Below are 14,058 nucleotides of genomic sequence, written 5' to 3'. Positions count from 1 at the left end.
TCTACTGGTCCACGCCGACGGCTCTGACGTTATCGCAGGGCACAAGAAACTTCAACGCCACGCTTCTTACCGCGGCGACGCATATGATAACGGCGTCGGCCGACGGATATTCGGCGGGCGTGTCGTCGCCGGTGCTGGTATCGCCCAACGCCGCCGCCTGCCTCATAGTCGTTCTGCCCGGACAGACGAGGGTCAACGGTAAGAAGACCGTACCCGAAGGACGTTCGGGAACAGTGAACGCCCAAACCGCCGGCATTAACTTTGAGACGACGGTCTACGCCACCGACAACTATTACAACTTTATCAGTACCGTCAATCAGACGGCCATAAACGTGGCCGTTTCCGACCAGTTCGGATATGTCAACGGAGTACTGGGCAACACCAACAGGACCATGACTTCGGGCGTGGCCACCGCCACCGTGCAACTTAGAACCGCCGCCCAGACAACCATAACCGCCACCGACGGGGATGCGAACCCGCCCGCTCTTGCGCAGCACATATCGTCGGCGCTTACCGTCAATCCGAACGTGCCCAAGAAATTCCAGGTTCTTGCCCCCGGCGAGGTCGCCCAGCCCGGCTCGGGCACCGGCAAGGCGGCCGGTTATAATCCCGACAGTCAGAAGGCCGGTATTCCGTTTAATGTGACCGTGCGTTCCTGCGACGATTATTGGAACGTCGCCTACTCCACGCAGTATGTAAATATCTGGACGAACAATCCCAAGCAGAACGTCGGCGGGTACACCACGTCCTACTACTTCCTTATGACGACCTCGGCTACGGCCGTTGTTTATATGAACACGGCTTCCACCGGAACTATGACGTACAGAATATACGCCGACGACATTAACGACCCTCTCGAACCGGACTTCCTCGAAGGCGCCTCGGGCGCCGTTACCGTTTTGCCGGGCGATCCCAAGAAGCTTAACATAGTCCTTCCGGGCGAAAACTTCGACGGCAGCGCGGCATCGGGCAAGAGCGGCTCGCCGTCGCTTATAACGGCCGGGCAGCAGTTCTCTGTGCAGGTGGGTCTGTGCGACGATTACTGGAACATTGTGCCGCTGACGCCTCTTGACGCCATAAATGTTTCTCTGCCGCTGGGCGGTTACGCCATCATACCGCCGGACGCTCCCATAGACCAGGAGTCCGGATACAGAATATTCAACTTCAAGATATACACTTCTTCATCCAGTCACTATATAAGGGCCGAGGACGTCGACTATGTCGCGCCTCTTTATTCGCCCGTTAATTCGTCCACGTTCACCGTTCAGTCGGCCGGAGCCACTCAACTCCAACTGCTGCTGCCCGGAGAAACCGCCTCTCCCGGCAAGAGCCAGGATGCGGGCGCGGCCGAGCCCTACGGCAAGATTGGAACGCCGTCTCAGCGTGTCGCCGGCGCGACGTTCCTGGCCACGGTAAATCTGACAGACGCTTACTTTAACCCCGTTTCCGATGTCGACCCGCAGCCGGGCGTGTTCCTCCTCACCAGCGACATATACGACACAGATCCATCCACGGCCGCCCTGGTTTCCGGCGCCCAGACGTACCCCGTAACGCTCAGGACCGCCGCGACGTCCCACGTGCTTCTTGCCGCCGATACCGATGGCATTCCGCTTCAGTACACGGCTTCTTCGTCGCCCCAGTTTACCGTGCGCACGGCCACGGCCACCCGTCTTCTGATAGTCCTGCCGGGCGAGACGAGAGTGCAGGGACATCCCTCGGGCAAGACGGGCTCCCCGACGGCTTACACGGCGGGGCAGTCGGTAAATTCCGACGTCTATCTTGTCGACGATTTCAATAACCGCTCGCGCGCGGCGGACGGCTGGCCTATGCCCACCGTCGGAATAGCCACGTGGGATCCCAAGGACAACCAGCCCGATTCCAACCCTCTTATCGACGGATACAATATGTTCTCCGTGAATCCGCGCACGGCGTCTTCCACGTGGTCGCTTACGGCCTCCGACATCGACGGCGCGGCGCCGCATTATTCCACGGCGACGTCGGCCAATATGCGCGTCTGGCCCGCGCCCGTGCACCATATGCACATAACGAATCTGCCGCCTACGATTACGGCCGGCACCGGCTTTGGCGGAAGAGTGGTGCTGCACGATACATACGAAAATATAGTTTCAACCGGTTCTAACTGGATCGACTACGTTTCCAGCGGCAAGATGGTGGAATGGTGGGCCGAATCCTACGACGACCCGCAGACGCCTTCTCTCCCCGCGACTACCGACTGGGCCGTTTCCGACTACGGTCAAAAGGACTTCGCCGGAATAACACTCAGACGCGCCGGAGCGCGCGAACTAAGGGTTTATCAGGTGAACCCGCCCGACGATGTCACATCGTGGCGCAGCAATACGCCGTATCACGGCGCGCTTACCTACAACGTCACGGTCAATCCCGGGCCCGCCGCGGCATTTACCCCCGAGCTTGTGACCGTTACAGCCGGCACCGAGCACGGCGTCGCCGAAATACGGGTGCCCACAGGCACGCGCTCCGACTGGGGCAAAATACAAATTACCGCTTATCTGTCGGACTCCTACGCCAACGTGGTGCCTTCGTCGGGTGTGCCCGTTGAACTTTCGGTTTTCAGTGTCGCGGGTTCCACGGGAATAATCTCTTACAGCGCCGATGGTTCGGACACGCTTGCGCCCTCGTCCACCGACTACGCGGTTACGGACTCCTCCGGCATTATAGGCGTGTCGCCGGCGCTTTACTACTACGCATCTCGCTATCTTAACGACACCGCCCGTGTCAGGTTGTCCACCGGCGCTCTGGTCGGCAATTCCAAAACGGTAAGGACCATCGGCGGCACGCCTTACAAAATGCAGTATGTCGACTTCCCGACTTCAATCGTCGCCGGCAACGAGACGACTATGATGGCGGTACAGCGTCTCGATGCCTGGAATAACCCCACTTATCAGGGCGACACGCCGATATCGCTTGTGACGAACTCTCTGGCCAAAACTCAAACACCCGCGCGTCTCTGGGAATTCAGAGAATACTCCGGCGGGCCGGCCGTTACCACTCTTAATATCAGAGGCGTTTACAAATCGACCGCCGCTTATATTCTGTATTACGACGAGATGTCGTCGACTCCGTCGGGAGAGGACGGCCGCACCGGCACGTGGCTTATAGACGTAAGAATGGGCGCCGACCCCGACAGATGGGCGCGCGGGAATCTTACGGTGTACCCCGACGCCACGACCAAAGTCAATTTTGATAACGCTATAGCCACCATCACAGCCGGCACCCCGTACGAGTACACACTTTCCGGCCCCGGCGCGCTCTCGGTGTTCTGGGAAGCGCAGCTGCAGGATAAGTGGAACAACCCAACGCTGTCCACCGAAACGATTACGCTGGATCTTGCGAATCTGCGGTCTTCGTCGACGAACTACGACTATTCCGGATTTTCGGTTTCGTCCGCCATAACGGTGGGCCCACCGCCGTCGTTCCAGCAGTCGGCGTCTACGGTTACCATAGGCACCGGCGATTATCGCGCGCGGTTCTACTATATGGATACCAGAACATCCAACACTTACGATCCCGCCGGCGGTTCCCGCCCCGTCATAACCGTTACTGCGCGCGACCGCGGATGGACGGGCGGTTCGCAGTGGGTCAATGTGCAGCCGGACTACATCAAGAAGACAGCGTTTGTCTCCTCTGTCCAGTGGAACCTGATAGCGGGAGCCACCAGTCAGCCATTTATACTGCAGACGCAGGATAAGTTCTCCAACCCGTCTCCGATACTTGCCATGGATCTGGCCGACGACAGCCCCAGACGCATTCGCGTTTTGTCGGATTCCTCCGGAGATACGCGGTTCGCCATCGGATTTGCCACCGCCGTATGGACGGCTTCTGAGGCCCTGCACAGATTTACACTGGGCATGCACACCACTCAGTACGTAATGACGGATTCTTTGGTGGGCACTCACACGCTGACCTCCAGAGAGTATGTGGACTTTGGATGGGCGCAGGGCAATCAGGATTACAGGGTTATACCCGATCTGCCCGTCACGACGGTATTTACTTCGCCGCAGAGATCTCTTGTAGCCGGCACTACGATACAGTTTGACGGATCCGGCACGCCTTCGTCCACTATGACCGTGCAGGGACGCGGCGGCGATATGATCATAAAGAGAAACGGAAATTTTGTGCCTGCCCCGGTAACCGTGCAGATGCGCGACCGTTTCGGCAACGTGGCCACGTCCACGGAAAACGTTATCGTCAGCTTTGAGGCGCCCTATACGCAGAATACTTACGCCGGCACCAATCCCGCGCTTGTGCCGGACAACCCCGCCTGGCAGCTTATCAGCGGCGGAGCCCTTGCCAACGTTCTGATTCCGTCGGGCGGAACCGTGGCTATGGTATTCATCTATGAAACGCAGACGGGAACGGTTACGCTGCGCGCCACGGCCCGCACCGATTCGGGCCGGCAGTTCTTTGCCACCGAGCAGAAGAACTTCATAACGCCGGCTCCCGCGGCCTACTTCACTCTGCATCATCCTTTCCTGATAACCAATCCTCTGTCCGTGCACGAGCCGGGTCTTATAACCGTGCGCGCCCGCGACAGATACGGCAACCTTGCCACCGGCCATACGCAGAACGGACAGTATTACACCGGAACGATTCTGCTGACCCACGACGGCGACGCATCCAAAGTCAATCTGCGCGATTCCGGCCCCGAGGGCACGACCTACTACACCTATACCGCCGGCAACGCCGGAACTTACTCGACCCTGCAACTGACAAATCAGGAGCAAGGTTCGCTTAAAGTGCGCGTTACCGACTACGCCTCGATCGTTCTGCCCGACGGACATCCGTCGAAGATAGTGGGCTATACGGACGATATGGACAGGGACCTGCCCTCCCGCTCCGACGGCAACGTGGTTACCGCCGGCGTGGTGATAACCCCCGCCGATATGGCGCCCGAAGATCCGCTGACCCCCGCCAAACGCGAACTTCGCGAAGGCAGTGTGTATCAGGACAGAACGGCGCTTTTGCAGGGCGACGGCGAAGTGGACGAAAAGCCCGCTCCCGCGCCGATGCTGCGTCTCAACATCCGCGTGCAGCCGTCGGGAGTTACACAGACGGCCTCAATGACGCAATTGCGGGTGGACAAGCTGGGGACATTGCCCGCCTCTGCCGTTACCGCCGTGGGCCTGTACCGCGATTCCAACCTCAACGGTAAATTCAACGGCGAACTGTTCCTCGGAGGGCCTTCGTCCGACGAACTGGTTAAGACCGGAACGTTTAGCGAGGCGGCCAACGCGTGGTATTTCACCGACCTCAACGAAATCATTACGACCACGTCGAGGAACTACTTCCTGACTGTAAGAATTTCCACGGTTGCCCCTACGCCCAACACACTGGGTCTCAGGATTGACAACTACAATTACATAATAACGTCGAGCGCCTCCGTGGCAAGAATAGCGGCCAACAACTTCTCCATAAGAACGGCCACCTCGCCCGTGATGAAAGAAGCCGCCAAAATATTCGCCGCCAGCGAGGATATCGCCGCGTGGTACGAAGTAAACCGCGGAACGTTCTCGGAACTCGCCAAGAGCACGTGGGTATATCAGGGAACTCCGTCGGTGGGCATGCTCAAAATTTCCATGTGGACACCCGAGTTCACCGGCCGTCTCGGTCAAGTCAGGGTAACCAGGACGGGTTCCGGTTACGATTCGGACGTGGTGGGCTGCGCTATATATATGGACGACAACGCCACGGGAGACCCGTCCGGCGGCGACGGCATATTCCAGTCGGCGCTGGACCAGCAGATATCCACGTGGACAACCTTCGGCTCCGACGGCGCGGCGCTCGTGGCGCTCAACTCGCTGCAACTTATAGACACGACCACGCGGCACTTCTTTGTGGCCTATCGCATCCATGATTCGGCCACGCCGCTTCTTACGCAGGGCGCCAGAATCTCAGACGCCAACCATATTATCTGCCCCGAGGGCAAGATACAGCCGATACCCGCCATAGTTTCTTCGCTCGTCACTATCGAGGCCACGCGCGACCGCACCAATCTCGTGGACTTCAACAAGAGCGCGCCCAACAATTTCAGCGTGCCCGGCGTAGCCGTTCAAGGCGACAAAAACATACCGGTCGCAAGAATGACCATGGCCACCATGGAAAGGACGGCCATATGGACGGGTCTCAAGTTCGACAGGGGCAACCCCGAGGGTAAAAACAGTCCCGCCGACGTGGCCGACATTAAAGTGTGGCGCGACGTCAACGGCAACGGCCTGCTTGACCCCGCGACCGACCAGGTGGTTTCTCCCACGGACAAGAAGGCGGTATTCCCGATGTCCACTCTGTTCTGGGCCGTGGGTCCGGCGGATACTTCCATCCGCGTGGTCGATATGACGACGTTCATACCGGACCTCAGTCCCTTCCCCGCCGCGCCCGGACGGCTTGTCCTGGGCGATGGAACATCCGCCCGCGAGGTGGTAACTTATTATGGCGTCGACATTAACAACAACACGTTTACGGACGTCGTTCGCTCCTCGTCTCCGCTGAGTTTTGCCGCCGGCTCGCCTATTTCCGGACAGGCCATAATCAATCTCGTCGGCTCGCTCGGCGGACAGGAACTTACCACTATACCCAAGGATTATTTCGTCACTTACGATGTTAACATACTGGCCAATGTCGACCCCGACGCCAACCTCGGTCTTGAAATGCGCACCACGGCCTACTTTGCGCTGAGCGTTCCCGACTACATGGAGAACCGCTACAATATGATAGGCCTGCCGCCGTCCGGAAAATCTGCCAGCTACGTGCTGCGCGTAAATGAATACGCCGACGCGATCGTCTGCGTGGCCACCAACACGACTTTGGGCGGAAGCTTGCAGCAGCAGGCCACAAACCAGCCGGTGCTGACGTTTACTCTGGACACCAGTTCTTCGGAGGCGCGCTGGTCCGGCCTCAACATATACGGCATCGGCACCGCCGCCGATAACAATAATCTCGTGGAAGAAGTGTCCCGAGTCAAGATTTGGTACGACCAGGACAACAACGGCATCTTCTCGCCCGCCTACGACCTGCTTATAGGTTCCGGAACTTTCGGCAATACCGGCCAGCCGCTCATGTCGAATGTAGCGTTTACACCCGCTAACGCGCAGACACTTTTCGTCAAAAACAACGATGACCGCCGCGTGATTTACAGAGGAAAGTCGCAGAGATTCTTCGTGACTTACGACATTACCGACAATGCGCTGCCCAACGATCCCGATACGCAGGCGCCGCGCACCCTGGGCGCGCGCATCGTAAGAGACGGCACCAATTTCGCGGTCTCGTCTCCCAATTATATGGTTTCCACCGGCGCGTATTCCACGCCGCTGTCCGGCCGGCTCAGAGACATAATACCGTCTCCCAGAACTGTTACCATCACGCCGTCGCCGATGTTCACGACCAAGGCCGGTTCTTATCCGGCGCCGCGCGTCAAGGGCTCTTTGCCGTCGGGGCAAAATTACATCGCGCTTTATTCCAACGACCCGGTCAACTCGGTCACGCCCACGCTTGGTCTGCCCACCAGCGGATACGCCATAATAGGCAGCGAAATAATACGCTACTCGGATAAATCCGCCGACACTTTGCTGGGAGTCACAAGAGGTCTGCTTGATTCCACGGCACAGACGCATTCGTCGGGAGCCGTGTTGGGAATAAGTTACACGCAGGGCGACAAAAACAACGCTTTTATGAAGTTTAAACTCGTTTCAAGCGGCTTTGAAGTTCGTCTTGAAAATATAACTTTCAACCGGTTGATGCCTCTGGGTCTTTACGGAGACGATACCGACGTATCGGCGATAAAGATATGGCGCGATAACGGCAACGGCACTCTTGACCGCGATCCCGAAACCGGAGAGATTTCCGAGTTTGTGGAAACGCGGCTCGGCCAGGGAGCGTTCGACGGCAACGGCCTCGCGTCGATAGGTCTCAACGACCCCGTCATTGACCGCGGATACACCCTTGTGACCACCACGCCCACTCTCTACTGGCTCACTATGGACATAAGTCCGTCGGCCAAGTTCTCCGACCCCAATAAGACGCCTCAAAACGAAGTCGTCGGCCTGTACTGTTCCGAGAGAACCCGCGTTGCCCTCGGTCCGTCCGAAGCGGGACATCAGATGTCCAACTACGACGACCTCGGCGCGCTGGCTTTCCCGATGGATTCGCCCGGCGCCGTTATAATCCCCACGGTCGACACGATGTATGTGCGCACATCCGACATACTGCCGACATCCGTGGTGCAAAACGACGTCAACGTCGGGGTTATGCAGCTGACTTTGTTTACCAATAAGAATACAGCCGTCTGGGAAGGATTGAAATTCGACCTCAGTGTTCTCGACCCCTCCGGCAAAGAGCAGGTCACCTGCGTCGACGGCGACATAGCCAGGGTGAAAGTATGGAAGGTGCTTAAGGATACCACCACGGAAATCGGTCAGTATGCCCCCTCGGAAGTCATATACAGTTCCGCGACGTCAAAATATCTGGGCCTCATCACCGAAGGCACGGAGAGATTCGTCGACAGAACCGTAACGGTAAATCTCAAACGTAAGCAAATAATCGGACCCACGCTTGATTCCTACTGGGTAACTTACGATATAGCGGAAAACGCTCAGGTCTCAAGGACAGTGGGATTTACGATACGTTCCACCGATTATTTCCTGGTGGCCGTGCCGGACTTGAAAAACTTTGACGAAGGATTCTCTCCGCCCAGAGCCACCAAGGCATCGCCCATAATGGAGGTCGTAAGCTACGGCATAATGAGGGTGTACGACTCGGCGAAGGCCGTCAATCAGGCCGGCGGCACCTACCAGGCAGCCACCAGGGTGCCGGTGGCCAGAATGAAACTCCGCACGACCGTGGCCGGCGCGCGGTGGTGGGGCATCGACCTTGAGCGCATCGGTTCGTCTTCCAAAGCCGACTATCCTTATGCGCGCAACTCCGACGTCAAATACGTAAAAATTTATATGGACTCCAATCGCAACGACATACTCGACGCCGAGGACAACTGTATATCGGAGATGTCCACGGCGCTTGACGTCGAGGTTTCAAATCTGGCCGCGGTTCCGTTCGATATGATAGTGACTTCCACCGTGTCCGATCAGGGACAACTCCCCGCGTCGGGCTCGCAGCTCTACGCAAAGATTGGCGACGAAATAATGGAGTTCTCCGGCGCCGGCACCGTGATGATTTCAGGTATTGCCAGACCTTCTCTCAGGGTAACCCGCCGCGCTCTTTTCAACACCGCGGCCGCATCGCACAGCGTCGGCGCCTCGGTGTCGAAGGTTGATATGTTCGATATTCTGGACGATCGCAACCGCCTCAAAGTTGTGACACTCACTCAACCGCAGATGCTGGCCAAGACCGCGCAGACGTACTTTATCGCCTACGACATAGGAGATAACGCCGTGGCCGGTAACTCGCTGGGCGTAAAAATTCAGGACCGCGCTTGGCTGCGGTTTACGTCGCCTAACGAGAACTCGTCGGTGGTTGAGCAGGAGATGGGACTCGACATCGTCACGGGCAGCTATCCCTACGAGACGTCGATGTTCACGATAAACCCGGTAAATCTGAGCATTACGGCCGAGAGTATGGCGCCCGTCGCCGTCCAGCAGCTTACAGTCAACGTCCCGCTGTTGCGGCTTAATATGTGGGTGGATCGCAATCAAATCACGCTGAACAAGCTTCTTCTGCGTCAGTTGGGCACTATTGATTCACCGTCGGAGGCCGGCGACGGTTACGGCGATTTCAGCCGCATAAGCGTGTGGCACGACATCGACGGGAACGGGGTCTTTAATTCGCAGGTGGACAAGCTTCTGGGCTATGCCGCGCGCGGCGGCCTGGATTTTGTTACCAGCACTGCCGTGGTAACTCTGGGGGATAAAGGTTTTGAAATAGGGACAACTGGCAAAACGTTGTTTGTGACGGGTAATGTGGGAGAATTTGACCTGTCGAACAATGCCAATACACGCGGCCATCTTGCGAGTATCTCGCTGCTTCATTTCACCGGACTGGTAATTGTTCCTGAAACCGCCGGTTCGCCGGCGACCAACACTTTCCCGTATATATCCAATCCCCTGAGTATAATGGATAAATACGCCCCGACAATATCCGCGGTTTCCATGATTCCCAAAGTTTGGGTCGATGTTTTCGGCGACGGCTATCCGGCGATGTGCATCGAAGAAATAAATGCCAACGGAGGACTGCCTAAGGGATATACCATAACCGACAGGAAGAAGAAGATATATCAGGAAGCGCTGGATAGAGCCAAGGGCACATATCGGGAAATTGAATACGAGGTTGTCCGGGTGATGAGCCCCGACGGCGAAGTGTTCATAGATCTCGACGGCGACGGCGTAAACGATATTGAAGACCTTTCCGGACGCGACGAGTCGCGCGACCTCGACCTCGACGGCGACGGTATCGCCGAGATAGACATTTCCGGCAACGGTGTGCTCGATGTCGATCTCGACGGCGATGGCTTCGCCGACGACATCGTGGGCGACCTCAATGGCGACGGCGTTCCTGAAATCGACCTTAAAAAAGACGGCAACGTAGATTGGGGCTACATACCTGAAAAATGGAGCAAGGAAACATCCCGTCTATACAGTAAGTGGCCGAGGGTAACTTCCGCCAACTTCAAGGAATATCAGATAGGCATAGGCGCCGTCGCAGACAGAAACGACGTGACCGAATCCGTAGCGACGGAAGGATGGATGGCCGCCTCCCAAAACAAAAAAACAGTGTTGAATTTGCCGCTGGTGGTGGCCAAAGTTACGCGCACCAAGAGTTCGGTTGCCCGTCTTGCCGCTCCGCCGTTCCTCCTGCAGGTGGAAAGCACCGACGGTTTCTCTCTTGAAAACGGACAGATTTACATCGGCAGCGAAATGATGAAATACACCACCAAGACGGGCGATACCTTTACGATAGTCGAGCGCGCCATTAACGGCACTCAGGCGCAGGCCCACTCGGCCCGAACCCGCGTAACCAACTATGCGTACTTCTACCGCGTGCGCGCAGTGGCGGCCGTGTCCGGAACCGACATCTATGGACCGGCCGCTCCGATGATGGCTTATAGAGTGGACGTATCCCCGCCGTCACAGGCCGGCGCGCCGGTGTCCGACCCCGAAAAATCCGGACGTCCGGAGACCAGCGGCGTCTACACTATAGAGTGGGCTCCTTCCGCCGACGAGGAATCCGGAGTACGCGCGTATGAGATACAGGAACGCGTGGATACCAATCCCGTCTGGCAAACTATAAGGATTAAGTCGGGTGGTTACAACACTTTCCAGGTGGGCAACAAGGATCTGCCCTCGAACCAGCCAAGAGAGCAGGGACGCTTCTACTACTACCGCGTCCGCGCCCAGAACTATGCCGGAGGATGGGGAGCGTGGTCTGCGCCGTCCGCCCCCGCCGTTACCGGCCTGCCCGCCGAAGTAATATCGGCCGTAAGCAACTTCCCCAACCCCGTCGATACAAGAAAAGGCGGCGAGGAGGGGAGAACCAATATAGTGTACGTCCTCAATCAGGACGCCGACGTGGAAATAGCGCTGTTCGACTTGCTGGGCTATGAAGTAGACCGCTGGAATTATCCCGCCGGACAAAGCGGCGGCCGCAAAGGAGCCAACCGCGTTCCGTGGGACGGCACCAACGCCCAGGGCCAGAAAGTGGCCAAGGGCGGATATATCGCCAGGATAACCGTCCGCGCCCGCGATAAGGCCGTTACCATAATCCGCAAGATCGGCGTGATACATTAAAGGCAGTGGTTAGTGGCGAGTGGTTAGTGGAAAAAAACAGCGGCTCGTTGCCTCGCGTAGGGGCGACCTTGGTCGCCCGTGACGCGCAATGCGTTTGTAGGGACAGGTCGCGACCTGTCCCCGCGAAAGAAACCATGAAAATATTTCCGACGGTATTTTTGATTTTTCTTATGTGCGCGCGCTCTCTCTTTGCCGACAGAAAATACGACGATATTATCAACGATTGCGCCGCCGAATACGGTCTCGACCCGTCGCTGATAAAAGCCGTTATAAAAACCGAATCGAACTTCAACCGGTATTGCGTGTCGTCGAAGGGCGCCGTCGGCCTTATGCAGCTTATGCCGTCGACGGCTGATATTCTTAAAGTAAAAGACCGCACCTCGCCCGAAGAAAACATAAGGGCGGGATCAAGATACCTCAGGGATATGCTATCGCTGTTCGGCGGCGACCTGTCCAAGGCGCTTGCCGCTTACAACGCGGGTCCCTCAAAGGTAAGGCAACACGGCGGCATCCCTCCATACAAAGAAACCCGCGACTACGTCAAAAAAGTTATAACCAACCGTTCCAAATTCTCCGGCTCGGGTAAAATTTATTATTACACCGCGTCCGACGGCTCCGTGGTTTTTTTTAACAGATAAAAATCAAATCCCGGCCATCCGAACAATAGTATGTCATTGCGGTTTAATACACACCCCCCAACCCCCTCTCAAGAGGGGAGTTTTAAATCCCCTCTAATAAGAGGGGTAGGGGTGTGTATTAAACCGCAATGACGACATTGTTCAGGCGCTCCGTATTTTGCCCTTTTCACCGGTTTTTTGCTAAAATATCCCTCGATATGAAACATCTCCTGTCAATCCTCGACATAGGTTCCGGATGTGAAGCGGAATCCATCATAAAAAAAGCCATTGCTCTCAAAAAAAATCCGTTGAGCAAGCGCTCCGCTTTATCCGGAAAGACCGTGGGCATAATAATGGAGAAACCCAGCACGCGGACTACGGTATCCTTTGCCGTGGCGGCGCATCAGCTGGGAGCTCTTCCTCTGATACTTTCCGCCGACGGTATGCAGCGCAAGCGCGGCGAAACCATCGAAGATACCGCCCGCACGTTGTCGCGATATCTTGACGCCGTGGCGTTCCGCACTTTTTCGCACGGAGATTTGGAAACCTTCGCCCGATATTCCTCGATGTCCGTTATAAACGCCCTCACCGACACGGAACATCCCTGTCAGGCGCTGGGCGACCTTATGACTATCGCGGAGAGAAAGAAAACTTTCGCCCAAGTGCGCAAAACAAAAATAGTTTTTGTCGGCGACGGCAATAACGTCCTGATATCGTGGCTGTATCTGGCCGCCCTTACAGGGCTTAATTTTGTCCACGCCGCGCCCAAAGGTTATTCGGCTCCGCCTGATGTGCGACGGAAAACAGCGGCCATTGCCGCCAAGACGGGAGCCCGGATATCTTACACCGATTCACCGCTCGCGGCCGCAAAAGACGCCGGCGTAATTTATACCGACGTCTGGACGTCCATGGGCGACGAGGCCGAGGCCGTCGCCAGGAAGAAGGCCTTTGCGCCTTATCAGGTGAACTCCCGCCTGATTAAGTCCGCGGCGCGGGACGTTGTCGTTATGCACTGTCTGCCCGCCCGTCGCGGACAGGAAATCACCGGTGAAGTCATCGACGGCAAACATTCCATAGTGTTCGACCAGGCGGAGAACCGTCTGCACATACAAAAGACCGTTCTTCTTGAAGTCCTCGCCACTCAAAAATGATCAAACGATTTGACATATACGAGCCGTCCATAGCGCCCACCGCCTATGTCGCCGACGAGGCCGTTGTTATCGGCAAAGTCATAATAGAGAATGACGCTTCCGTCTGGCCTGGCGCGGTTCTGCGGGGGGACGTCGAAGATATAATCATCAAAGAGGGCGCCAATATTCAGGACGGAGCTCTGATTCACACGAATTACGGCGCGCCCGCGATAATCGGCGCCGGCGTGACTATCGGACACGGCGCCATCATTCACGGGGCCGTCGTCGACGATGATTGCCTTATAGGAATGGGCGCCGTACTTCTCGATAGGGTGAAAATCGCCCGCGGTTCCATAGTGGGCGCGGGGGCGGTGGTGCCGGAGGGAATGGAAATACCGCCCGGGAAACTTGTGCTCGGAGTTCCCGCCAAAGTCGTCCGCGATCTGAGGCCGGATGAAATCGCCCACATTAAATCCAACGCCGACGACTACAAAAAGCTGACCCGCCTCTACAAAAAAACCTGCCGCCGCGCCATCTGAGCAA

4 protein-coding genes are annotated in these 14,058 nt (G+C 56.9%); all 4 read left to right on the top strand.

The annotated features are described in order from the left end of the window. Nucleotides 1–11,768, top strand: an 11,768-nt coding sequence (locus tag CVU77_07640) for a hypothetical protein (protein ID PKN00975.1), incomplete at its 5' end; no start/stop codon positions are given. A 134-nt stretch (nt 11,769–11,902) separates the two neighbouring features. Next, the gene (locus CVU77_07635; protein PKN00974.1) at nt 11,903–12,406 is read left to right on the top strand and encodes a hypothetical protein; all 504 of its coding nucleotides are present in this window, start codon (nt 11,903–11,905) and stop codon (nt 12,404–12,406) included. Nucleotides 12,407–12,603: 197 nt separating this feature from the next. Continuing rightward, the gene (gene argF, locus CVU77_07630) at nt 12,604–13,536 is read left to right on the top strand and encodes an ornithine carbamoyltransferase (protein ID PKN00978.1); all 933 of its coding nucleotides are present in this window, start codon (nt 12,604–12,606) and stop codon (nt 13,534–13,536) included. Then, nucleotides 13,533–14,054 (top strand): gamma carbonic anhydrase family protein, encoded by a 522-nt coding sequence (locus CVU77_07625; GenBank protein ID PKN00973.1) that lies wholly within the window; start codon nt 13,533–13,535, stop codon nt 14,052–14,054. The genes argF and CVU77_07625 overlap by 4 nt, the downstream gene beginning before the upstream one ends. The last annotated feature ends 4 nt before the right edge of the window (nt 14,055–14,058 follow it).

It is taken from the genome of Elusimicrobia bacterium HGW-Elusimicrobia-1 (assembly GCA_002841695.1).
In the GTDB taxonomy this organism is placed as follows: domain Bacteria; phylum Elusimicrobiota; class Endomicrobiia; order PHAN01; family PHAN01; genus PHAN01.
The sequence above is the reverse complement of the archived record's forward strand: the minus strand, read 5'-3'. Positions and strand labels throughout refer to the sequence as shown.